The organism is Streptococcus sp. HMSC034B03, from assembly GCF_001838575.1.
GTDB lineage: Bacteria > Bacillota > Bacilli > Lactobacillales > Streptococcaceae > Streptococcus > Streptococcus anginosus.
In genome coordinates, this window is record NZ_KV837632.1 from 87,993 (window position 1) to 112,020 (window position 24,028).

At 40.5% G+C, this 24,028-nt stretch carries 25 protein-coding genes and 1 other annotated feature; of the genes, 24 read left to right on the forward strand and 1 reads right to left on the reverse strand.

The features are described 5' to 3' along the window. Nucleotides 1-35: 35 nt before the first annotated feature. The 3 genes from HMPREF2634_RS05215 to HMPREF2634_RS05225 all read left to right on the forward strand — a co-directional run bounded on the left by HMPREF2634_RS05215 (nt 36) and on the right by HMPREF2634_RS05225 (nt 3,007). The gene (locus HMPREF2634_RS05215) at nt 36-1,706 is read left to right on the forward strand and encodes a formate--tetrahydrofolate ligase (protein ID WP_003024207.1); all 1,671 of its coding nucleotides are present in this window, start codon (nt 36-38) and stop codon (nt 1,704-1,706) included. A 103-nt stretch (nt 1,707-1,809) separates the two neighbouring features. Further along, on the forward strand, nt 1,810-2,352 hold the full coding sequence (locus tag HMPREF2634_RS05220; RefSeq protein WP_021001781.1) for a GNAT family N-acetyltransferase: 543 nt from the start codon (nt 1,810-1,812) through the stop codon (nt 2,350-2,352). Nucleotide 2,353: 1 nt separating this feature from the next. Next, complete coding sequence (locus tag HMPREF2634_RS05225) at nt 2,354-3,007, forward strand: DNA alkylation repair protein (protein WP_021001780.1); 654 nt, start codon at nt 2,354-2,356, stop codon at nt 3,005-3,007. A 193-nt stretch (nt 3,008-3,200) separates the two neighbouring features. On the opposite strand, the gene HMPREF2634_RS05230 is transcribed toward HMPREF2634_RS05225, so the two are convergent. Then, complete coding sequence (locus HMPREF2634_RS05230) at nt 3,201-3,893, reverse strand: YoaK family protein (protein WP_003024212.1); 693 nt, start codon at nt 3,891-3,893, stop codon at nt 3,201-3,203. A 346-nt stretch (nt 3,894-4,239) separates the two neighbouring features. On the opposite strand from HMPREF2634_RS05230, the gene HMPREF2634_RS05235 reads away from it, so the two are divergent. From HMPREF2634_RS05235 to HMPREF2634_RS05330, 21 genes are all read left to right on the forward strand, one after another. Further along, nucleotides 4,240-5,316 carry an aspartate-semialdehyde dehydrogenase gene (locus tag HMPREF2634_RS05235; RefSeq protein ID WP_021001779.1) on the forward strand — a complete coding sequence of 359 codons (1,077 nt, stop codon included), beginning with the start codon at nt 4,240-4,242 and terminating at the stop codon, nt 5,314-5,316. 54 nt (nt 5,317-5,370) lie between these two features. Next, nucleotides 5,371-6,252: a 4-hydroxy-tetrahydrodipicolinate synthase gene (dapA, locus tag HMPREF2634_RS05240; protein WP_021001778.1), complete on the forward strand. Its 882-nt coding sequence runs from the start codon at nt 5,371-5,373 to the stop codon at nt 6,250-6,252. A gap of 362 nt (nt 6,253-6,614) precedes the next feature. Further along, nucleotides 6,615-6,905, forward strand: a complete 291-nt coding sequence (locus tag HMPREF2634_RS05245; RefSeq protein ID WP_041784013.1) for a hypothetical protein — start codon at nt 6,615-6,617, stop codon at nt 6,903-6,905. A gap of 423 nt (nt 6,906-7,328) precedes the next feature. Further along, nucleotides 7,329-8,255 (forward strand): DNA repair protein RadC, encoded by a 927-nt coding sequence (locus HMPREF2634_RS05250; RefSeq protein WP_070836371.1) that lies wholly within the window; start codon nt 7,329-7,331, stop codon nt 8,253-8,255. Nucleotides 8,256-8,342: 87 nt separating this feature from the next. Next, nucleotides 8,343-9,185: an AraC family transcriptional regulator gene (locus HMPREF2634_RS05255; protein WP_003024219.1), complete on the forward strand. Its 843-nt coding sequence runs from the start codon at nt 8,343-8,345 to the stop codon at nt 9,183-9,185. A gap of 155 nt (nt 9,186-9,340) precedes the next feature. Then, nucleotides 9,341-9,475, forward strand: a sequence feature (ribosomal protein L10 leader region). A gap of 39 nt (nt 9,476-9,514) precedes the next feature. Beyond that, the gene (gene rplJ / locus HMPREF2634_RS05260; protein ID WP_003029380.1) at nt 9,515-10,015 is read left to right on the forward strand and encodes a 50S ribosomal protein L10; all 501 of its coding nucleotides are present in this window, start codon (nt 9,515-9,517) and stop codon (nt 10,013-10,015) included. Between the two features lie 70 nt (nt 10,016-10,085). Continuing rightward, on the forward strand, nt 10,086-10,454 hold the full coding sequence (rplL, locus tag HMPREF2634_RS05265; protein WP_070836373.1) for a 50S ribosomal protein L7/L12: 369 nt from the start codon (nt 10,086-10,088) through the stop codon (nt 10,452-10,454). A gap of 259 nt (nt 10,455-10,713) precedes the next feature. Next, nucleotides 10,714-10,887: a hypothetical protein gene (locus HMPREF2634_RS09925; protein WP_001171243.1), complete on the forward strand. Its 174-nt coding sequence runs from the start codon at nt 10,714-10,716 to the stop codon at nt 10,885-10,887. Continuing rightward, on the forward strand, nt 10,884-11,708 hold the full coding sequence (locus HMPREF2634_RS05270) for a replication initiator protein A (protein WP_000822756.1): 825 nt from the start codon (nt 10,884-10,886) through the stop codon (nt 11,706-11,708). The genes HMPREF2634_RS09925 and HMPREF2634_RS05270 overlap by 4 nt, the downstream gene beginning before the upstream one ends. A 157-nt stretch (nt 11,709-11,865) precedes the next feature. Beyond that, on the forward strand, nt 11,866-13,221 hold the full coding sequence (gene dcm, locus HMPREF2634_RS05275) for a DNA (cytosine-5-)-methyltransferase (RefSeq protein WP_000670058.1): 1,356 nt from the start codon (nt 11,866-11,868) through the stop codon (nt 13,219-13,221). After that, nucleotides 13,205-13,633: a hypothetical protein gene (locus HMPREF2634_RS05280; protein ID WP_000770702.1), complete on the forward strand. Its 429-nt coding sequence runs from the start codon at nt 13,205-13,207 to the stop codon at nt 13,631-13,633. The genes dcm and HMPREF2634_RS05280 overlap by 17 nt, the downstream gene beginning before the upstream one ends. A 9-nt stretch (nt 13,634-13,642) precedes the next feature. Further along, on the forward strand, nt 13,643-14,026 hold the full coding sequence (locus tag HMPREF2634_RS05285) for a thioredoxin domain-containing protein (protein ID WP_000890151.1): 384 nt from the start codon (nt 13,643-13,645) through the stop codon (nt 14,024-14,026). A 9-nt stretch (nt 14,027-14,035) separates the two neighbouring features. Continuing rightward, complete coding sequence (locus HMPREF2634_RS05290; protein WP_000999832.1) at nt 14,036-14,269, forward strand: hypothetical protein; 234 nt, start codon at nt 14,036-14,038, stop codon at nt 14,267-14,269. 2 nt (nt 14,270-14,271) lie between these two features. Next, nucleotides 14,272-14,853, forward strand: coding sequence for a CPBP family intramembrane glutamic endopeptidase (locus HMPREF2634_RS05295; protein WP_000826253.1), 582 nt, complete (start codon nt 14,272-14,274; stop codon nt 14,851-14,853). A gap of 76 nt (nt 14,854-14,929) precedes the next feature. Next, nucleotides 14,930-15,418 carry a hypothetical protein gene (locus HMPREF2634_RS05300; protein WP_000093689.1) on the forward strand — a complete coding sequence of 163 codons (489 nt, stop codon included), beginning with the start codon at nt 14,930-14,932 and terminating at the stop codon, nt 15,416-15,418. Beyond that, nucleotides 15,418-17,238 carry a VirD4-like conjugal transfer protein, CD1115 family gene (locus HMPREF2634_RS05305; RefSeq protein WP_000253516.1) on the forward strand — a complete coding sequence of 607 codons (1,821 nt, stop codon included), beginning with the start codon at nt 15,418-15,420 and terminating at the stop codon, nt 17,236-17,238. The genes HMPREF2634_RS05300 and HMPREF2634_RS05305 overlap by 1 nt, the downstream gene beginning before the upstream one ends. 17 nt (nt 17,239-17,255) lie before the next feature. Next, nucleotides 17,256-17,498 (forward strand): hypothetical protein, encoded by a 243-nt coding sequence (locus HMPREF2634_RS05310; RefSeq protein WP_001072180.1) that lies wholly within the window; start codon nt 17,256-17,258, stop codon nt 17,496-17,498. Nucleotides 17,499-17,514: 16 nt separating this feature from the next. Beyond that, entirely contained in the window at nt 17,515-18,369 is an 855-nt protein-coding gene (locus HMPREF2634_RS05315; protein ID WP_001066427.1) for a VirB6/TrbL-like conjugal transfer protein, CD1112 family, read from the forward strand. Between the two features lie 61 nt (nt 18,370-18,430). After that, nucleotides 18,431-18,784, forward strand: a complete 354-nt coding sequence (locus HMPREF2634_RS05320; protein WP_001097594.1) for a PrgI family protein — start codon at nt 18,431-18,433, stop codon at nt 18,782-18,784. Beyond that, on the forward strand, nt 18,741-21,092 hold the full coding sequence (locus HMPREF2634_RS05325) for a VirB4-like conjugal transfer ATPase, CD1110 family (protein WP_002921334.1): 2,352 nt from the start codon (nt 18,741-18,743) through the stop codon (nt 21,090-21,092). The genes HMPREF2634_RS05320 and HMPREF2634_RS05325 overlap by 44 nt, the downstream gene beginning before the upstream one ends. Continuing rightward, nucleotides 21,089-23,893 carry a phage tail tip lysozyme gene (locus HMPREF2634_RS05330; RefSeq protein WP_000196426.1) on the forward strand — a complete coding sequence of 935 codons (2,805 nt, stop codon included), beginning with the start codon at nt 21,089-21,091 and terminating at the stop codon, nt 23,891-23,893. The genes HMPREF2634_RS05325 and HMPREF2634_RS05330 overlap by 4 nt, the downstream gene beginning before the upstream one ends. Nucleotides 23,894-24,028 lie beyond the last annotated feature (135 nt).

Genomic DNA, 24,028 nt, shown 5'->3' on the forward strand with positions numbered 1-24,028 from the left:
GGTATAATAATCCTATCAAAACTGGAGGATTCCAAATGAAAACGGATATAGAAATTGCTCAGAGTGTTGACTTGCAGCCGATTGCTGATGTAGTGAAGAAAGTTGGAATTGATTACGATGATTTGGAGCTTTACGGTAAATACAAGGCGAAATTATCTTTTGACAAGATTCAGGAATTGCAGAAGAAGCCAGTTGGTAAGCTGATTTTGGTAACAGCCATCAACCCGACACCGGCCGGCGAAGGAAAATCAACTATTACCATTGGTTTAGCAGACGCTCTCAACAAAATCGGAAAGAAAACCATGATTGCGATTCGTGAACCGTCTCTTGGACCAGTTATGGGAATCAAAGGCGGAGCCGCTGGAGGTGGTTATGCACAGGTTCTACCAATGGAAGACATCAATTTGCATTTCACAGGAGATATGCATGCGATTACCACTGCCAACAATGCCCTTTCTGCTTTGATTGATAATCATTTACATCAAGGAAATGCTCTAGGAATTGACCAACGTCGCATTATCTGGAAGCGCGTGGTAGATCTGAATGACCGTGCTTTGCGGCATGTGACCGTCGGTCTGGGCAGTCCGGTTAATGGAATTCCGCGGGAAGATGGTTTTGATATTACGGTTGCATCTGAAATCATGGCTATTCTCTGTTTAGCGACAAGTATTGAAGACTTGAAAGAACGTCTAGCTAATATCGTTATTGGTTATCGTTATGATCGGACGCCTGTTTATGTTCGAGATTTGGAAGTAGAAGGGGCTCTTGCTCTCATCTTGAAAGACGCTATAAAGCCCAATCTAGTACAGACTATTTATGGAACCCCTGCCTTTGTTCACGGTGGACCGTTTGCAAATATCGCCCACGGCTGTAATTCCGTTTTGGCAACGACAACAGCTTTGCATTTGGCGGACTACACGGTGACTGAAGCTGGCTTCGGTGCGGATCTAGGGGCTGAAAAATTCCTAGACATCAAAACGCCCAATCTGCCGACTGCTCCAGATGTAGTGGTTATTGTTGCAACTCTTAGAGCATTGAAAATGAACGGTGGTGTCGCCAAAGAAGATCTGACAACTGAGAATGTTGAAGCGGTTAAAGCAGGTTTTGCCAACCTCAAACGTCATGTGGGAAATATCCGTAAATTTGGTGTTCCGGTCGTGGTGGCTATCAATGAATTTGTGACGGACACCCAAGCTGAAATTGCTGAGCTGAAAGCACTTTGTGCTCAAATTGATGTACCTGTGGAATTGGCTAGTGTCTGGGCAGATGGTGCTGACGGTGGATTGGCTCTTGCGGAAGTTGTGGTCAAAACGATTGAAACGAGACCTGCCAAATACACTCGACTCTATGATAATAATCTGACAGTTGAAGAAAAAATCGAGAAAATTGTCAAGGAAATCTATCGTGGAACAAAAATTAATTTTGAAAAGAAAGCAAAAACTCAAATTTCTCAAATTGTCAAGAACGGCTGGGATAAGCTGCCAATTTGTATGGCCAAGACCCAGTACAGTTTTTCAGATAATCCAAATCTTCTGGGAGCGCCAGAAAACTTTGAAATCACTATCCGCGAAGTAGTTCCAAAATTGGGTGCAGGTTTTATTGTCGCCCTAACTGGTGATGTTATGACGATGCCCGGTCTGCCAAAACGCCCGGCAGCCCTCAATATGGATGTTGCACCAGATGGTACAGCTATTGGACTATTTTAAAACGAAAAAGGTTCGAGAGAGCCTTTTCTTTTTGAATTTTGTAAAATATACATGGTGATATACTTCACTTTTATGAAAGTAATAAGAAGAAAGGAACGTTCGGATGAACATCAGATTAGCAAATAAAAACGCCGCCGCTGTTCTTGTAGCTATTTACGCGCCTTATGTGGAGAAAACAGCCATTACTTTTGAGTATGATGTTCCGTCGGTGGAGGAATTTTCTGGCCGGATTGAGAAGACCTTGGAAAGGTATCCTTATCTGGTGGCAGAGGAAGAGGGAGTCATTCTGGGTTATGCTTATGCTTCGACTTATTATGGTCGAGAGGCATACAACTGGGCTGTTGAGCTGTCGGTCTATGTAGCTGATGAGAATTGCGGCAGAGGGATTGGGAAGCAGCTTTATGACAAATTGGAAGAAATTCTTGAACAGCAAGGGTTTGTTCATTTTCTAGCTTGTATTGCTCTGCCGAATGACGTCAGTATTTCTTTCCATAAAAAACGTGGTTATCAGCAAGTAGCGCATTTCCCAAAAATCGGCTATAAATTTGGCTGCTGGCATGATACAGTTTGGTTGCAGAAGAGTTTAGATAAACCAGCAAGACCAATTAAATTATTCAAAGATATGAATGTTGAAAGTGAATGGTAATATGAAAGTAGAAGATATTTTACAAGGATTAAAAGAAGTAGCAAACCCTGAAGATGCTATTCACATGAAAGCATACATGAAAGACCAATTTGAGTTTTTAGGAGTTAAAACACCTGTTAGACGCCAAGTTTCTAAGATATTTTTTAAGAAAAATCACAAGTCTACGATAGATTGGGAATTTGTCAATCAGACTTGGGAGAACCCCTATCGTGAAATGCAATATGCGGTGCTGGATTATTTGCAATTGAAACAAAAAGCTTTGAAACCAAGCGATTTGCTAAAGATAAAGAAATTAGCACAAACAAAGCCATGGTGGGACACCATTGACTTTTTGTGCCGCTCAGTAGGCTTTATTTGCCTGCACTATCCTGAGACAAAGAAATTTGTGTTGGAGTGGAGCAGGGATGAAGATTTTTGGCTGCGGCGCCTTGCCATTGAACATCAATTGCTTCAAAAAGAAGAAACGGATGTCCAGCTGCTGGAGCAAATCCTGATTAATAATCTTAATCAGACCGAGTTTTTCATCAATAAGGCCATTGGTTGGGCACTTCGGGACTACTCCAAGACCAATCCCGACTGGGTGCGGGAATTTATCGAAAAATACAAAGATAGGCTGAGCAAACTCAGCATTAAAGAAGGAAGCAAGTATTTGTGAGATTGATAGATGAGGAAGTTTTTCTATCAGTAGTTAAAAACTGATGAAGAGGATCGATAAATGAAATATCGCAGGCAAGTATTGATGAACTAGCAAAAACCGAACCAATTCTCTTTGTGAGCATTACCCAAGAGGATTGGTTCGGTTTTTTTTCTTACTTAGCTCCTAGTTTGCTTTCGATTTTCATTAAGTGTTAGATATTTTTTTGCTCTAAGTGATGTATATGGTTGTATCTGGTATAATGAATGATAATAATCGTCAAAATAGTAGTGACTGTCCAGATAGCGTATTGATGAATGAAACGTGTGAGAAATCCAGTAAAAATAGCACCGCCGATGAAACTAGCGACAATCATAGAGTAATTAGCCGCTTGCCTTTTAATAATATGTCTACGATCTTTAAAACGAATATATTCATACCAAGCAGTGACCATTCTCCGATAGTTTCCTGAAGTCATCATAATCATGTAGGGATAAGACTCGATTTTTGAGCCTGTATAAGTTAACATGACCATTCCTGTAGAGGTTGCAAATAATATCACCCAGATAAAATAATGAGAGTGAAAGAACGGAAAGAGGAAAGTGATGAGAGTTAACGGTAAGATTCCCCAAGTACGCCAATGTGAACTTTGAGCCTGTTCTTTAAGTAGAATACCAAGGATAAAACCAAAAGTAAAGAAGATAAGTGAAAGAATGCGATAAGCCGTCTTTACGGTTGGACCATCCCAGTCGGCTACAATTAAAAGAATATTCCCTGTTTGGGTTGCGATTAGCGTACTAAATTGCATATGCGAGAAAACATCAAGGCAGCCACCTACAGCTCCTAGCAAGATAGCCATTGTTCGCCTATCTTGAGGCATGGGGACAGGCTGTTTCGTAGTATCCATAACTTTATCCTCCTAAAAACTATTTTACTCTTTTAAGGCACCAATTTCAAATATGGATAAGCTAGAAAATCTCTCATAAAAAATAGTTTGACTTTTAGGATTCTCTATAGTAGAATGCTAGATATGCGATGAGTCGATAGGTGGCGCAAGCCACATATTGAGCATGGGAGGTCATATACGCAGGAGCGGACCTTGATGAGTTGTGTGAACCTGCTCATCACACGTAAGTGCCCTCAATCCCTACTTTTTAGTGGGGATTTTTTTCTTATAAGTCTTTTCAATTCTTTAGAAAAGTAGTATAATACCAGCAATACACAAATTTTTTGAAAATTCAGAGAGGTATGTTATGGGATACACAGTTGCTGTGGTAGGTGCTACAGGTGCCGTTGGAGCTCAAATGATTAAAATGCTGGAAGAATCAAGTCTTCCGATTGAAAAAGTACGCTACTTGGCTTCAGCTCGTTCTGCTGGGAAAGTTTTGAAGTTCAAAGACCAAGACATCACAATTGAAGAAACAACGGAAACTGCCTTTGAAGGTGTAGATATCGCTCTCTTTTCAGCAGGTGGCTCAACGTCTGCCAAGTATGCTCCTTACGCTGTCAAAGCAGGAGCTGTTGTGGTGGATAACACCTCTTATTTCCGTCAGAATCCTGATGTTCCTTTGGTTGTACCAGAGGTCAATGCACATGCACTTGATGCTCATAACGGGATTATTGCCTGCCCTAACTGTTCCACCATTCAGATGATGGTAGCGCTGGAGCCTGTTCGTCAGAAATGGGGCTTAGAGCGCATCATCGTATCTACCTATCAGGCCGTGTCTGGAGCTGGTATGGGAGCTATTCTTGAAACTCAGCGTGAACTGCGTGAGGTCTTAAATGACGGAGTCGATCCGCGTGATATCAAGGCTGAGATTTTGCCTTCCGGCGGTGACAAGAAACACTATCCGATTGCTTTTAATGCTCTTCCTCAAATTGATGTCTTTACGGACAATGACTACACCTACGAAGAGATGAAGATGACCAATGAAACCAAGAAGATCATGGAAGATGACACGATTGCGGTTTCTGCTACTTGTGTTCGTATCCCTGTTCTTTCAGCGCACTCAGAGTCTGTCTACATCGAGACAAAAGAAGTAGCGCCTATCGCAGAGGTCAAAGTAGCTATTGCCAATTTTCCTGGAGCAGTATTAGAGGATGATGTTGCTCATCAAATCTACCCTCAAGCTGTCAATGCTGTCGGCAAAAAAGAAACATTTATTGGTCGTATCCGCAAAGATTTGGATGCTGAAAAAGGGATTCATATGTGGGTGGTTTCAGACAACCTGCTCAAAGGTGCGGCTTGGAATTCTGTTCAAATTGCTGAGACCTTGCATGAACGTGGCTTGGTGCATCCAACAGCAGAGGTCATTTTCGAATTGAAGTAAAATGTGAGATAATATTTGTATAGTTGTATTTTGCAAGCTAGGAGGACGAGATTTATGTCTATAGAAGATTTAAAAAAAGCAAGAATTATAACAGCACTTGTAACACCGTTTAAAGAGGACGGTAGCATTAACTTTGAAGCTCTTCCTAAACTGATTGAACACCTTCTAGCGCATCATACAGAAGGAATGATTATTGCAGGAACGACAGGTGAAAGCCCAACTCTGACGCATGAAGAGGAGCTAGAATTATTTGCAGCGGTTCAAAAGATTGTAAAAGGGCGAGTTCCGTTGATAGCCGGAATTGGTACAAATGATACTCGAGATTCAGTTGAATTTGCGCGTGAAGTTGACAAATTTGGTGGTTTTGCTGCCGGACTTGCAGTGACTCCTTATTACAACAAACCGACTCAAGAAGGTCTATATCAGCATTATAAAGCGATTGCGGAAGCTTCAAATCTGCCAGTCATCGTTTATAATGTTCCTAGCCGAACGGTTGCTGGTTTGACAGTAGAAACTTCCTTGCGCTTAGCACAATTGCCAAATATTATTGCAATCAAAGATTGCACAGGCATAGATGCTCTTACTCATTTGGTTGAACATGCGCCACAGGACTTTCTAATTTATACTGGGGAAGACGGACAAGCTTTTCATGCAAAGGCAATCGGAGCACAGGGCGTTATATCTGTTGCGGCTCATACCAATGGAGATGACTTTTATAAAATGTTTGCAGCCTTAGACGAAGGTAAGCTGAAAAAAGCTGCTCAGATTCAACGTCAGCTGTTACCAAAAATAGAAGCTCTCTTTTCCGTAACAAACCCAGCTCCACTTAAAACTGTGCTAAATAATCAAGGTTTTGAAGTCGGAACACTCCGCCTCCCATTGGTTGCTTGTACAGAGCAAGAAAAAGCCGTTATTCTTTCATTTTTTGAAGATTGAAGGAAGCATTTTAGGTTTGTAAAATGTTGGGAACATTTACGATGAACTAGTGAATTTTTTATTACGTAGGACTTTAGCATTTAAATCTGCAAGAAGAAATGTTTGAAAAGACAAAACTAGGCTGAATGGAAAGACTGATATTACTAGATTGTCATATTTTCTGTTATGATGAGATAAGAGTGGGATATTTAGTATAATAGAAATGGATAAATTGAAAGTTGATGAGAAGTTGGAGCATATGAAGAAAAGAAAATTGAGAATCAGTTCCATTGAAATTATGGCGATTTTAGGATTATTAATTTGGCTACTCACAATATTTTTAAGAAAATATTATTCAATTAATTCAGTTGTTCCTATATTTTATGTCACACCCTAGTTTTGGAGGAGCATGGATTGGAACAGCTATGCTAAAACAACCTTTTAGTCCAACATTCAGTGTAAATGAAGTCTCAACTATTGAATTTTCTAAAAAGACACCTATGTATATATGTATAGCGGTTGTACTGATGTCTTTTATTAATGAGTTATTACCATTAGGTAATACTAGTGTAGTATTTGACGTATACGATGCGCTTGCTACTGTACTAGCGGAAATCATAGCTTTTAACATACCTGTCATTCTAAAAGAAAAGACTTTAATAGATTACCGTTGATTTTGGGAAGATTAAAAAACCAGTGTCGAACTGAACAAGGAATAAAAACACATTAGACGGTAGAATGAAACATTCTATCGTCTTTTCGTATTAGTTCTTACCATTTTCTCTTTTTCCGACAATTTAATAAATCTACGAATCAAAAGGGATAGCTTTTCACTCCAATTATAAAAAATGATCAAAAAGTCTTGTAATTTTTTTCTTATGTTACGATTGTTAATAGTTAGAAAAAATTGTAAAATTAGTGCAGTAAAAGCTTAGCCTTTGATGTTTTTAGACAATAGTTTCATTTTTTAATAGCTTTTTTGATTTACAATAAAACATGTGAAATTTCTTTCTTCTGCGCAAACCTATAAATTCCGTACAAATTTGATGGGGGATAAATTTTCCTATCGTTTATACTATAGGCAAGGAGGTAGGAAGATGAATTTATACTTTGGTGATATTCCGATTTGTTATTCTCATTCGACGGCTATGGCCTTACAGGCTGCGGGCTATGATTTTCGCTCGGACTACCTAGAAGCGATCATGGTCATGGGTAATGGAGCTACCCTTGTGAAAAAAGACGACAGACATCCTTTGGTTTTCTTTGATAATGGCATGCCAGATGAGTCCATTAGTCATTGTTTACAAATTCTTGGATTTGACTATGAGGAGTTTTTCTGTGATTCTTCAGAGCCAGTCAATGTGATAGAACTAAAAGAAAAACTCAAGACATATCTAGACCATGGATCTGTTATTGTAGGTCCTTTGGATATGGGATATCTGACTTATAATCTCAATCATAGCCATCTACGAGGTGTGGATCATTTTGTTTCAGTTTATGACATGGATGAGCATTGGATTTATTTCCATGATCCGGCAGGCTATCCTTGTGTGAAAATGGATTTTCGTGATTTTTGTAAAGCGTGGAAAGTAGAAGCGATTGACTATAAAAGAGGAGCTTATTCCATGTGGGGAAATTTGCAAAGAAATAAGCTTCCAACAAGTCAGGAGATTTATCACAGTGTCTCTATTATCATGAAACAACGATATGAAAATGGTGAGGTTGGTATAATTGAGGACTATGCTAAAACTATTCGAGCAAACGGCTTAAATGCGGAACAAAAACAACTTCATCAATTTTTTTCATTTCGTTTGGCAGCAGTTAGAAGTCTTTACTTGAGTCAATTTTTGAAAGGTTATGATCCTGTCAGAGCAGACTTGAAGGAAAAAATTGCTATGCTTTTTAGCCAAGCCTATCTGGACAGCAGGCAGGAAGCCTATAGTTCTTTAGCAGATACCCTGATGGAGATTGCCCAATTGGATGGACAGTTTAGGGATTTGTGCCTTCAATGTATCAAGGGATAAAACTCTGAAAGATTATTGTACTAAAGGTAAAGAAGTTAGAGATTTTGGTATCTTTACATAGGATAGAAAAATGAATAGAAGTAAAATATGCAGATAATTCAATTTTTTAATGAAACAATTAACTACATTGAAAGTGTGCTGGATAGCGAAATAGATGAAGATAAAATTACCCATTTATCCACTTATTCTTATCCTATGTTTAGCAGACTCTTTTCTATATTAACAGATACAACATTGTCAGAGTATATTAGAAGTCGAAGGTTGACAGAAGCGGCTTTTTTACTGAGAGATACCAATATTAAAGTTATTGATATAGCGATGAAGTATGGATATGAATCATCTGATTCATTTGGGACTGCATTCAAAAAATTTCATGGATTTACACCTTCAGAGGTAAGAAATGGAAAACCATTCAAAATAGTTTCACGAGTACAGCTAGCACTAAGTGTAAGAGGAGGAAGAAGTATGAACATCACAATTCAAAAGAAAAATTCATTTACAGTTGCAGGTAGGAATGAACAAAATATCAATTCATCATTATGTCCGAGTGTTTGGAATAAACTATATGGAGAATATCGTCATGATGAATTAGCAAGATTGGGAGAAGGTCAAAGTGTCGGTGTTTGTTACAATGTAGAACAACCAAGTACTATTAATTACATAGCAGGGTATATCGTTACAGATGTAGATAAAGCAAAAAGTATGGGCTTAGATGTTTTGAAAGTTGAAGAAGCAGAATATGCCATTGTAGAGTTAACAGGAAGTGTTCCGGAATGTATTCATAATGGTTGGAAATATGCAATGGAAGTATTTTTTCCAGAACATGGTTATGTTCATTCAGGAAAACCTGACTTTGAATATTATTATGAAGGGGATATGGATAGCAAAGACTACAAAATGGAACTTTGGATTCCAATTGTAAAAGCATAATAAACATAAGATAGTTAGAGCAGATCTTTATGGTCTGCTTTTTTATTTTTCCAATAATTTAATAAATCTGCTAACTAAAAAGAATAGATTTTCGTTCTAATTATAAAAATTATTAAAAACTCTTGCAATCTTTTTTTTCTTATGTTACAATCATTAATGGTTTGAAAAAACTGCCTAAGACAGTAGGGGAGCTCGACTCATAAAGATCCTACCGAGGACAAAACGGATCATGTAAAAGAAACGTATTGTACTTTCGTGTCTAGGTTTGGGCGCGTTTTTTCTTTTGGAAAAATTCCCCAAGCAAAATAATTACGGAGGTGAAACACTAAATGAGTGAAGCAAGTATTGCTAAAAAAGCGGAACTAGTTGATGTAGTTGCTGAAAAAATGAAAGCAGCTGCAAGTATCGTTGTTGTTGATGCTCGTGGTCTTACAGTTGAACAAGACACAGTTCTTCGTCGTAATCTTCGTGGAAGCGAAGTTGAGTATAAAGTCATTAAAAACTCAATCTTACGTCGTGCAGCTGAAAAAGCTGGACTTGAAGGTCTTGCTGATGCATTTGTTGGACCATCTGCTGTTGCATTTTCAAATGAAGATGTTGTAGCACCAGCAAAAATCATCAATGATTTTACTAAAGAAGCTGATGCACTTGAAATTAAAGGTGGAGCTATTGAAGGTGCTGTTGCATCTAAAGAAGAAATCGTTGCTCTTGCAACTCTTCCAAATCGCGAAGGACTTCTATCTATGCTACTATCTGTGCTTCAAGCACCAGTTCGCAATGTTGCTCTTGCAGTCAAAGCGGTTGCAGACAACAAAGAAGAAGCAGCTTAATTTTAAGTTGCGCGTAGTCTATGCTACAAACTAATAATAAATAACGAAAACATATTTGGAGGAAATAACAATGGCATTGAACATTGAAAATATTATTGCTGAAATTAAAGAAGCTTCAATCCTTGAATTGAACGACCTTGTAAAAGCTATCGAAGAAGAATTTGGTGTAACTGCAGCTGCTCCTGTAGCTGTAGCTGCTGCTGGTGCTGGTGAAGCCGCAGCTACAAAAGATTCATTTGACGTTGAATTGACTGCAGCAGGCGACAAGAAAGTCGGCGTTATCAAAGCTGTTCGTGAAATCACAGGTCTTGGTCTTAAAGAAGCTAAAGAACTTGTTGATGGAGCACCAACTGTTGTTAAAGAAGGTGTTGCAACTGCAGAAGCAGAAGAAATCAAAACTAAATTGGAAGAAGCTGGAGCTTCAGTTACTCTTAAATAAGAAGCACATAGCAATTTGAGAGCGGAAGCCCGATTTACCAGTCTTTTAGAGCTTATAGCGATTTAAAGAAACTGATAATTTGATTTGGTTTCCTGCCAAAAATCCTGCCAAAAAATCTTTGGCAGGATTTTTGTTTTTATATAAATATACTGTGCAGAATTGCTATTCTTCAACATTTGTATTTGTAAAAATATATTTTTATGTGAGCGAGAACATTTCAATAAGTGTTCTCGCTTTTTTTATTTTCAGGAGGAAAATCATGCAAAAGAATGAACAGTCATCACGACAAATTGTGATGTGTCATCTCATGGCTATCATGAGAATTGATATCGAGAAAGCAAAGAGGATTGTTGTTGAAATGGAAGAGTTTGGCTTAATCCAGTTTGATGATATGGGGAATGTTGGTTTGTTAGTGTTGGAGGGACAATCATGAAACGTATCACCGCAAATCACTATCTAACGTCAGAGCGTTACTATAAACTCCCAAAACTCTTATTTGAGAGTGAGCGCTACAAGGACATGAAACTTGAGGTTAAGGTTGCTTATGCTGTTCTAAAAGACCGTTTGGAATTGTCATTAAGTAGAGGATGGATAGATGAAGATGGAGCTATTTATTTGGTCTATTCCAACTCCAAGCTCATGGCACTACTTGGCTGTTCCAAGTCAAAATTATTGTCGATTAAGAAAACCTTACGAGAGTATGGTTTGATAGATGAAGTCCAACAATCTTCCAGTGAAAAAGGACGTTTGGCCAATAAGATTTATTTGGGGGAGTTGGAACATGAACCTACCCCTGTCTCAAATTCAGACGGGGGTGGTGTTAAAAAAACACTAGGGGGGTATCAAAATCAGCCGGGGCCAGTCTTAAATTCAGCCACTAGTGAGACTGAAGTTAGTGAGACTGATATGAGTGAAACTAAAGAGAGTGAGTCAGTCATTGAAGACGAGGAGGAGAAAGAAAGTCTAACAAGTAAGAAATGTGACAATGACAATTTTCAACGTAAAGTAGACCGAGTCACAAGATACGACAGAGATTACATTTGGGGCTTGGTACATGATCAGTTGAGACAAGTTGGTCTATCACAGGCTGCTAGTGATTATGCCATGATTTATTTTGATCATCGGTATCAGTACGCTTTAGAGTATATGAGGTTTGCAGATAGGGCAGAAACGATAGCGGAATATGTCTTTAATGGCGTCTTATCCGAATGGACCAAGGTCCAACGCTTAAAAGAACTAAAAGGGGGTGAGTAAGATGTTTTGGTGGATATTATTAGGTATTTGGGGATTAGGAATGATTTGGTTCATTTTTGAACTTATCACTGCCCCAGAAATGGAAGATCATTGTTAAGAAAGGACGTTACGCAAGAAGTAAGGTCCTTTTTTATTTTGTCAGAAAGGAATGAGAGACATGAAGTTTTTAGATTTGTTTGCAGGAATTGGAGGCTTTAGGATGGGATTAGAAAGCCAAGGCCATGAGTGCATTGGTTATTGTGAAATTGACAAGTTCGCAAGAAAATCCTACCAAGCCATCTACGACACGGAAGGAGAAATAGAATTACATGATATTAGACAAGTCACAGACCAAGACTTTAGACAACTTAGAGGGCAAGTGGACATCATCTGTGGGGGATTCCCTTGCCAGGCATTTTCACTCGCAGGCAGACGATTGGGATTTGAGGATACTAGGGGAACTTTGTTCTTCGAAATTGCTCGAGCGGCCAAACAGATCCAACCACGTTTTTTATTTCTCGAAAATGTCAAGGGCTTACTCAGTCACGGCAAGGGAGAGACATTTCGAACAATCCTCACCTCATTGGATGAGTTGGGGTATGATGTTGAATGGCAGGTGCTTAACAGTAAAGATTTCCAAGTGCCGCAAAACCGTGAAAGAATTTTTATTATCGGACATTCTAGAAGATACCGTCCCCGATTCCTATTTCCTCTCAGAGGAGAAATCAGCTCAGTTAGTCTTGAACGATTAGGTAATGTTAATCCGTCAGGCAAAGGGATGAATGGAGAAGTCTATTTATCACGTGGCATAGCACCAACCTTAACCAGAGGAAAAGGTGAGGGAACTAAAATTGCCATTCCTGTTTTAACTCCTGATAGGCTAGAAAAACGCCAACATGGGAGACGCTTTAAAGGGAACGATGATCCGATGTTTACTTTAACTAGCCAAGATCGGCATGGTGTAGTTGTCGCAGGAACTTTACCAACTTCTTTTATCCAAACTGGGCGAGTTTATGACCTTTCAGGGCTTTCTCCAACACTGACCACGATGCAAGGAGGGGATAAAGTTCCTAAGATTCTTTGTCGTGAAGAAGCGCCACATTTGAAAATTAGGGAAGCGACCAAACTAGGCTATGCCAAGGCAATAGTGGGAGATTCTGTCAACCTTGCTTACCCAGAGTCTACCAAACGCAGAGGTCGAGTGGGAAAGGGGATTTCAAATACCCTAACCACTTCTGACAATATGGGAGTGGTAGTTGCTGCTTTGGAATACCGTAAGGACAAGTGGTATGAAGTGACTGGAATAATCCTAGATGGAAAACTGTATCGTTTGAGAATCAGACGCCTAACCCCAAGAGAGTGTTTTAGGTTACAAGGATTTCCTGACTGGGCTTTTGAGAGGGCAGAAAGTGTTTCAAGTAAAAGTCAGTTGTATAAACAAGCAGGCAATAGCGTGACCGTCACCGTTATCGAGGCCATTGCTAGAGAATTTAGAAAGATTGAAGAGGAAGAAGAACATGAAATTATTACATAGTAAAAGTATTAGGAACTGCACGGAGCTAGAAGAAGCCATACATCAAGCAGAAGTGGAGAGATTTTCGGAAATGATTGCTTCTTTACCCAATTATGATTGTGACATTGATGTCACTTTTGAAGATGACTACCACAAAGAAATGAATTATCCGTTAGCTTATGAGTCCAACTTACACCGTATTTTTGAGTTTATTGAAACCCAAGACATCAAAAATGGTGTTGATACTTATCTAACGGATGAGAACGATCTCGCCTTTAGGGCATATGGGCAAGGCTATTCTTGGAATGATAAGAATGATGTCGTCACCACATTAATAACAGTGAAGTGCTTTGGTGAAGGCAGGTCACCCATCGATATGAGTAAGGTGTTTACGCCACCAACTCAAGCATTAGAGAAGGAGCTATCTGTGTAGGAGGAAGCGATGTTAGAAATCTATTTAAGTCGAAATACCAGTCGGAATCAAAAACTCCTGTCTTTTTGTGACTCGCATGGTATTTCTTACTCCTGTAAAGAAGTGAGTTATCTATCACGTGAGGAATTACTGAGGTTGTTTACCAAAAGCAGTGATTGTTTTACGCTCTTATCCCCTTCGCTACAACGATTTAAAGGTCATAGAGAGATGAAATTGAGTGAGTTAGTGACGGTGGTTCTACGGAAACCTGACCAGAATCTTCGTCTCCCAATTGTGGTTTGTGAGGATAACGTGTATCCCGATATGAGTTTAGAAGAAGCGAGAACCTTTCTTCCGAGAAGTCAAAAAGTGGTTTCCTTTCGTGAACATCTTTTTAAGGATATGACGACATAAGGAGGAGCTATGAACGACCGTTTTTGGGAAAATTTGGAAATTATCGTTATGGAAAGAGAGCTGTCATGGGCTGACCTTGCTCGACAGATGTTTAAGGGACAATACGTCTACCCTAGTGAGTTTAACCGCCTCTACCAAACCTTTCGCCACTACAAATCTCATCGTCTCATGCCACAAGGTAAATGGGTGGAGAAAATAGTGACTGTCTTAGAGATTGACTATGAAGATTTGTTTAGGAGGTAGAGATGAAACGTTTATTAGTCATGTACGGAGCCATTCATGTCAATGTACTCCTAGTGAGTTTGTACCTGATTGGTTGGCTAAATGGGACATGGTTACCTGTTTTACAAGTGACATTTTTAGCCCTGCTATTGTGGGGTTGGAAAAGGTTTAAGATACCGAAAAGAAACCTATCCTTGAAGGAGAGAGGGCTTTGGGTGTGTGGTAGTCTAGGTGTCATGGTAAGTATGGCTCTTATTATGAGTGCTCTATTTTCAGGAAGCGAACCAAACCAAGAAACGTTAGTGACTGTTCAAGACCGGATTCCTGTTCTGTCCTTTATTCTTTTTCTCCTTAATGCCAGTGTTGTGGAAGAAGTCTTTTATAGAGAGGTGTTGTGGGGAGTCTTGTCTCAACCAGTGGTTCAAGTTTTGTTAACGAGTTTCCTTTTTGCTTTAGCTCATCACCCATCCAGTCTATTCACTTGGGTGCTTTATGGGAGTTTAGGTCTCACACTTGGTGTGGTTAGAGGGCAAACAGACTGCTTGAGCTCAACTCTCGTTCACCTGTCTTGGAATGGAATCGTCTTTTTCCTATCTTTATTGTGATACCAAAATCAAGGGTGCTTTCGTATCATGAAAGCACCCTATTGTTTTGATGGGGAATCATATAAAGGAGGAAATGATGTCATCCGAACAACAGGAACGCCAAGCGATTCAATATGCGGAACGGAGTGCTATGTTTACGGTGAAGGTCCTTCTCAAACTCTTAGAGTGGTCAGCCAGACACGCCCTAGCACAAGACTCGGCTTATAAAGTTGGGGTTCAAAAGTTAGAAGAACTCCTTCAAAGTCCATATGCCATTGAGTCGCTGAATATCTCAAAAGACATTTTGGATAAACCAGTTGATGTCGAGAAATTCAAGGAATTGGTGGAATCAGAAAACCTTCCTATTGCCATTAGTTGGCAAGGAGACTACCTGCATTTCTATGCTAAGGATAAGTCGCTCTTAGACAAGCACTTAGATGAGTTGCTTCAGAAGTTGGTTTCCAATCCAGAAAAACTGAAAGGGCTAACTATGGATAAAACTCTTGATGAGGAAATCGCACAAGCCAAGGAACAGATTGTGATGTCAGAACCCTCTGCTGTGAAAACAAAGGAGGTCATTCTCTAATGGTCTCAGGGAAAAAAGTTTTTTTCTTTGGTATTTTAGGGCTTGCTCTTGGCTATTTCTGCCATAGGCTAGTCTTGCTTTACGATAGCCTACCTAATCAACCGCCCTTGGAACGCCTTGCCTATCTCTTAGGCGAAGGACAGAATCAGGTCTTAAATCCCTTGTGGAATGGCAACTTTACAGGTAAATCAATTTTGGGCTTTTGCTTTGGATTTGTGACGATGGGCCTAGTCTATCTTTATGTCTCAACTGGTCAAAAGGTTTACCGAGAAGGGGCGGAGTATGGTTCTGCTCGCTTTGGAAACAATCGTGAGCGTAAAGCCTTTCTCAGTAAGAATCCCTTTAATGACACCATCTTGTCACGAAATGTTAGGCTAACCCTGTTAGAAAAGAAAGCCCCACAATTTGACCGAAATAAGAACCTTGTGGTCATTGGTGGGTCTGGTAGCGGGAAGACCTTTCGGTTTGTGAAACCCAATCTGATTCAGCTAAACTGTTCCAATATTGTCGTTGACCCTAAGGATCACTTAGCTGAAAAGACAGGTAAGCTTTTTTTAGAGCATGGCTATCAGATTAAGATCTTAGATCTTGTAAATATGACCAACTCAGATGGTTTTAATCCTTTTCGCTATGTGGAAACGGAGAATGATTTGAACCGTATGCTTACGGTCTATTTCAATAATACCAAAGGCAATGGCAGTCGCAGTGATCCCTTTTGGGATGAAGCTTCCATGACCTTAGTCAGAGCCATTTCCTCTTACTTGATGGATTTTTACAATCCTCCAGGTAGTAAAAAGGAAGAAGCCGATAGTCGTCGTAAGCGTGGGCGTTACCCCTCTTTTTCTGAAATTGGAAAACTCATCAAGCTCTTATCCAAAGGAGATAATCAAGATAAGAGTGTCTTAGAAGTGATGTTTGAGACCTATGCCAAGACATATGGGACAGAAAACTTCACCATGCGTAACTGGGCAGACTTCCAAAACTACAAGGATAAGACCTTAGATTCGGTGATTGCCGTCACAACAGCTAAGTTTGCCCTCTTTAATATCCAATCTGTCATTGATTTAACCAAACGTGACACCTTGGACTTAAAAACATGGGGAACGCAGAAAACCATGGTTTATCTCGTTATTCCAGATAATGACACCACCTTTCGCTTTCTCTCAGCCCTCTTTTTCTCCACCGTCTTTTCAACTTTAACGAGACAAGCTGATGTGGACTTTAAGGGACAACTACCTATCCACGTGAGAAGTTATTTAGATGAATTTGCCAATGTCGGCGAGATTCCAGACTTTGCGGAACAAACCTCAACAGTTCGCTCACGGAACATGAGTCTCGTACCCATTCTTCAAAACATTGCCCAACTTCAAGGGCTCTATAAGGAGAAGGAGGCTTGGAAAACTATTCTAGGAAACTGTGATAGCTTGCTTTATCTTGGAGGCAATGATGAAGAGACCTTTAAGTTTATGAGTGGTCTCTTAGGCAAACAAACCATTGATGTGAGAAGTACCAGTCGGTCGTATGGCCAAACAGGGTCTGGGTCAACGTCTCATCAAAAAATCGCAAGGGATCTCATGACCCCTGATGAAGTCGGAAACATGAAACGTGATGAATGCTTGGTGAGAATAGCAGGGGTTCCTGTTTTTAAGGAGAAAAAGTTCTTCCCCTTGAAACACAAGAACTGGCAATACCTGGCGGATAAGGAGTCAGATGAACGTTGGTGGCATTTCCACATTGACCCCCTCAAAACAGAGGAAGTTCCGTTTGAACCCTCAGACCACAAGGTTAGGGATTTAAGCAAAGAAACCACACTACACTAATAGAAAAGAGGAATCGTATGAACCAAAAATTAACAGGCTTTGTTTATGGCGTGGACGCTAGTTCCATGTTTGCCCAAGCCATGGCGCTCTTACAAAAAGGAATGGTTGCGACAGGTGCCTTTCTTGTCGTCATGGGTATTATAAACCTATCAACCAATATCAAAGATGGTGGACCTGGTGTCCGCAATGCCATCTTAGAAATTGTGGGTGGTGTTATGGTAGGTGCCGCAGGTGCCTTCATCACCCAAATTACCATTTAGGAGGGCAAGATATGACATGAACAACACATTACCTTCAGCTTTTGTCTTTCTAGCCTCGGAGAAAATTTCAAGCGATAGCCTTTTTGAAGGCTTTAACGTGGACTTGGAATCGACGGCCAACTTGGTAAAATCCCTTGCGGATTATAACCCAACCGTGTGGTCTTATCTGTCAGCTATCACAAAAGGAGTGATGCAGCCCTTGGGAGTGGCTATTTTAGCCGTTGTGTTAGTCCTTGAGTTTTCTAAGATGGCTAAGAAAATCGCCAACTCAGGTGGTGCCATGACCTTTGAAGCTATTGCTCCTATGATTGTCTCTTATATTATGGTGGCTGTGGTCATTACAAACACCACTGTTATTGTAGAAGCCATTTTAGCCGTTGCTTCTCACATCATTGAAGGCGTAGCTGGTGTCGTTTCTCATGGGGGAACGACTTATGAGACCATTTCAGGACTTAAAGGGTCAGGAATTATTGGAAAACTGATTGTTGGTTTCTTTGCCATTCTGATATGGTTAGTGCGATTGGTTAGCGTGATGGTGGTGAATCTCCTTATTACTATTCGCTTTATCCAACTTTATCTCATGATTCCATTTGCGCCTCTAACGATTCCGACCTTCCTCAGTGATGACTGGCGAAGTATTGGGATTGGCTACCTGAAAAACATCATGGTCTATGCCCTTCAAGGGGTCTTGATTTTCTTAATCATCTCCCTTGTTCCCCTCTTTGAATCAGCTGGGAAATTGGCTCTCTCAAATGGTGCAGGAGTGACGGAGACGCTAGCGACTGCCTTTGGTGGTTTAGTTCAGGCTATTTTATTGATCATTGCCTTGGTGGGCAGTCAACGGACTGCCAGAAGTATCCTAGGCATGTAAGGAGGATTGGGAAGGACGTTCCTCCCAATCTTTTTTCATATTCATCTTAGATTGGAGTCTTATGAATACACGTGTTTTTAAGGACATCACAAAAGTCCAACATAGGGCTTGGCTAGGCTTTACCACACGACAAGTTATCTTTGTCTTGCCAGCCATTGCCATTACCATCCTGATTTTAGGGTTAAACCTCTTTTATTGGCAATTTGGGGATTGGTTTGTCTATGGTCTTATCTTTACCTTTACCATTCCCCTCATGTTATTTGGGGTTTATCGCCCTAATGACTTACCATTTGAAACGTATCTTAATTATAGATGGCATTATGAAATGACCATACCAGATCGTACACTAACTGGACAGAAAGGAATACGCAATGAAAAAAACAAACCACTCAATGAAACCAAAGACCTCTTCTAAGCACAAGAAGACACGTAAACCAAAAGAAGAAGTGCTACCAACAACTGTTAATACGCTTCTTTACCAAGGCCTTTTTCCTAATGGTCTCTTGCAAGTCACCCCAGATTATTTTTCTCAGTCCTATCTTTTAGGAGATGTCAATTACCAAACGGTTGGTTTGGAGGATAAGGGAGCGATTATGGAAACCTATTCAGACTTGATTAACAGTTTGGATGACAAGACCAATTTCCAACTTACTATTTTTAACCAGAGGGTCAACTTGGATAAATTTAGAAAGGGTGTCTTGTATCCTCTTCATGAGGATGGGTATGATACCTATCGTGAAGAACTCAATCGTATCATGGAGAATAACTTAGAAGCTGGAGAAAATAACTTTTCAGCGGTTAAGCTCATTTCTTTTGGGAAGTCAGACCAAAATCCGAAACTCGCTTATCGCTCCCTGTCTCAGATTGGGGAATACTTTAAGAGTGGTTTTTCTGAAATAGATGCGAATTTTACTCTCCTCAGTGGAGAAAGCCGTGTGAACCACTTGGCTGATATGTTGCGAGGGGAAAATCATTTGCCCTTTACTTATCAAGACCTGGTGCGTTCAGGTCAAACAACCAAGCACTTTATTGCCCCAACCAGTATATCTTTCAAACATAAGAATTATGTAGAGATTGACGATAGAGTGCTTCAGATTGTCTATGTTCGTGACTATGGGATGGAGTTGGGGGATAAGTTCTTACGAGAACTCATGCAGTCGGATTTAGAAGTGATGATTAGTCTTCATGCCAAAGGGTCAGCCAAGTCAGAAGCCATGACCAAGCTCCGCACCAAGAAGACTTTGATGGAATCGCAAAAAATTGGGGAACAACAAAAGATGGCACGATCTGGCGTTTATCTTGAAAAGGTTAGTCAGGTTCTAGAAAGTAACATCGATGAAGCCGATGAGCTGATTAAAACCATGACGCAAACAGGCGACAAGCTCTTTGACACCCTTTTTGTGATTGGGGTCTTTGCGGATAACGAAGACCAGTTGAAACACTCCCTTGATACTATCAAACAAGTTGCAGGTTCTAATGACCTTGTGATTGATAATCTGACCTATATGCAGGAAGCTGCCTTTAATAGCTTATTGCCATTTGGCATGAACTACCTTGAGGGTGTGTCTCGGTCTCTTTTGACCTCAAACATTGCCGTGAATTCCCCATGGACCTCTGTTGACCTACAAGATAAGGGAGGGAAATTTTATGGGATAAACCAGATTTCAAGTAATATCATCACCATTGACCGTGGGAAACTCAATACCCCATCAGGATTGATTCTAGGGACATCAGGTGCTGGTAAAGGGATGGCGACTAAGCATGAAATCATCTCAACCAAGTTAAAAGAAGAAGAGAGTGATACCGAAATCATCATTGTAGACCCAGAAAATGAGTACAGTATCATTGGTCAAGCCTTTGGTGGGGAGAGCATTGATATTGCGCCTGACTCTACCACTTTCTTAAATGTTTTAGACTTATCCGATGATAATATGGATGAAGACCCTATTAAGGTCAAATCTGAATTTCTTCTCTCTTGGATTGGGAAGCTCTTGGACCGAAAAATGGATGGTCGAGAAAAGTCCTTGATTGACCGTGTGACACGGTTGACCTACAAGCATTTTGCCACACCATCTCTCGTGGAATGGGTCTTTGTCCTCTCTAAACAACCTGAACAAGAAGCCAAAGACTTAGCCCTTGATATGGAGCTTTATGTGGAAGGGTCACTCGATATTTTCTCACACCGCACTAATATTAAAACGGATAGCCATTTCCTCATTTACAATGTTAAAAAGTTAGGGGATGAGTTGAAGCAGATTGCCCTCATGGTGATTTTTGACCAGATTTGGAATCGTGTGGTTAAAAACCAAAAACTTGGCAAGAAGACCTGGATTTACTTTGATGAAATGCAGCTGTTGTTGCTGGATAAGTACGCTTCAGATTTCTTCTTTAAATTATGGAGCCGTGTCCGTAAGTATGGAGCCATTCCAACAGGCATTACTCAAAACGTAGAAACCTTACTACTTGATGCCAACGGGAGACGTATTATCGCTAATAGCGAGTTCATGATACTTCTAAAACAAGCTAAAAATGACAGAGAAGAGTTGGTTCATCTTTTGGGCCTATCTAAGGAGCTTGAGAAATACTTGGTTAACCCAGATAAGGGAGCTGGATTGATTAAGGCTGGTTCAACGGTTGTTCCCTTTAGAAATAAAATCCCACTTCAAACCCAACTCTTTGACATCATGAGTACCGATCCAGAAAAGATGAGGAGTGAATCATGACAAGAGAGCAACAGAAGGTCAAGGTAGCCCGTAAAACCTTTCAGAGTAGTTTAAAGGCCAGCCGTATCCATTACCGTAGGGAGAAGAAGGGGTTAAAACGCTCACTTCCTAAGCGACGCTTTATCATGCGCCGAGCTGAGAAAGCTGAAACAAGGGAACAACGTCAGGCTCTGAAGCAAACCTATCAAGAGGAAAAAGACCTAGCGACAGATACCTTTAAGGAAGCGATTGCCTATGTGTCACCCAGATGGCTAAAGCGTAAGGAAATTAAGAAGTATCGGCTTCCTCAAGCCAGACAGCGCCTAGCAGTAGCGAGAAAACACTTGGCAGAGGTCAAGATGGCCGAAAAAGAGGAGAAAGCCACTTCTAAGTTTACCTATCAGAAAAAGCCAACAGAATCAAAAACGTCACGGTTTCAGTTTCAAAAAGAGAAACCTCTTGAACGCCTTCAGGCAGAAAATGGGGTGAAATCAGCGAAGCGGGACGTGAAACAACTGAAAAAAGCACATCAGTTTAAGACCCCCTCGACTAAGGTCAAACGAGGGTTACGCTATGTCGCTTCAGAATCACTTGATCTAGTCGCTCAAGATGATGACTTAGAGGGAATCAGAACCCTAAAAGAGTCTGTGATCAAAGGAAGACGCTATGGGAGATTTACTTATCAGTCAGGAAAACTCCTTGTCAAAAGTGGGCAGACTGGTCTTCGGTTTACTAAGACGAAAGCTGCTCATAGTAAGGAGCGGTATCAGAACTTTAAAAAGGGGAAAGGGTTCACCCGTCAGAAGCCCTTAAAACCAAGAAGACGTTACCAGACTTTTCTCAAACAAGCTAGAAAACAGAGTGTGTCAGGAATAACAAAGGTTATTCAAGCGATTAAGAATAGCCTGACCTTCTTTTCATCGATTGCCCTTAATCCTATGACTTGGGTCGTGTCAGGCCTCTTGTTTTTCTTGCTTTTGATGATGAGTTTTGTTATAGGAATTTCAGGAACTACTCTCATTCAACAGGATGAGAGTGAACTGACAAAAGCCTATACTCACATGACGTGGGAAGATGCGGAAAACACCCGAACCAATCCCACTGGCATTACCTACTACACCAAGATTGATGACGTTATGGGCTTTATGAATCTCAAGTATCAAGATTATGCTTTAGAAGAAATCATGGAAAATGGTGATAAGACTTATCACGCCTATCTCAGTCAACTTTGGCAGGACTTAAACGGTGGGGATTCTTTAAAATCCATGCTTGAGTTGACCAAGGAGCCTGCCTACAAACTCTCTGATGACGATAGAGAAGACTTAAAGGAATTAAGTGAGGAAGGCACATACCTTGCCCTCCAAGAATTGGATAATCCATTTCAGGGACAGACTGAAGATGATGCGCTTACCATGACAGTTCGTTATGGTTATGAGGTGATTGATGACAAGCCAACGCTTCATCATCATATCATTCTAGAAGCAAAAGAAAATCAAGTGATTGTGGCTCCCATGGATGGTAAGGTTTCCCTAGATGGCGAGAACATTATCATCACGTCAGGTAAGGGACTAAACAAGTCTCAATTGACCTTGTTTAATATCCATACTGGTCGAGTGAGCGATGGCCAAAAGGTACAAGCAGGAGAGGTGATTGGTAAAACTAAGGATGGTGCTGGTCTTAAAGTGACCTATCAAAAGGTTGACGATGATTCAGAGAAACTGGTTTACGTCAATCCAGCCTTTTACTTTCCTAAAGTCATTCAACTCCAAACGACCATTCTACCTACCATTGGTCAATTTGGAGGCGATGAGTTTGCGAGAGCCAAAGCTATCTATGAGTATTTGAAGAGTCAAGGAGCGACTAATCAAGCGATTGCGGCTATTTTAGGAAACTGGTCAGTAGAATCCTCTATCAATCCTAAACGAGCTGAAGGTGATTACTTATCGCCTCCTGTTGGTGCAACGGATAGTTCTTGGGACGATGAGGGCTGGTTGTCTCTAAATGGTCCAGCTATCTATAATGGCAGGTACCCCAATATTCTAAGACGTGGCTTAGGCTTAGGGCAGTGGACAGATACAGCTGATGGGTCACGCAGACATACTTTATTATTAGAGTATGCCAAAGGGAAAAATCAGAAGTGGTATGACTTAGGCTTACAATTGGATTTTATGCTCCATGGGGATAATCCTTACTATACCAACTGGTTAAAAGATTTCTTCAAAAACTCAGGAAGTCCAGCCAGTCTTGCCCAACTCTTTCTCATTTATTGGGAGGGAAATAGTGGTGACAAACTCCTAGAACGTCAAACGAGAGCAACGGAGTGGTATTACCAAATTGAGAAAGGCTTTAGCCAACCAAATGGTGGGACCGCCCAAAGTGATCCAAAAGCGCTAGAAGCGGTTCGAGGAGACCTTTATGACAACTCCGTTCCAGGTGGAGGTGACGGTATGGGTTATGCCTATGGGCAATGTACGTGGGGAGTTGCCGCTCGGATTAACCAATTGGGCTTGAAACTCAAAGGCCGAAACGGTGAGAAAATCCCAATTATCAGTACCATGGGGAATGGTCAAGATTGGGTGGCGACAGCAGCACGTCTTGGTGGAGAAACAGGTAAGCTACCAAAAGCAGGAGCGATTATTTCCTTTGCGGGAGGAGGTCATGGATCGCCGACAGAATACGGGCATGTCGCCTTTGTCGAGAAAGTTTACCCAGATGGATCTTTCCTTATCTCAGAAACCAACTATAATGGCAATCCTAACTATACCTTCCGTAAGTTATCAGGAGTCGATAGTACGATTAGCTTTGCTTATACAACGAAATAAATTTTTTGGAAGAATACATCTTTAGATAAATCTTTATATGATGTTTTAATTGACATTAGGAAGTAGTTAGGTTATACTATATGTGTAGATAACAAGAGTATTTACTAAGCGTTAAGCATTATTGGTCGGTTGGTT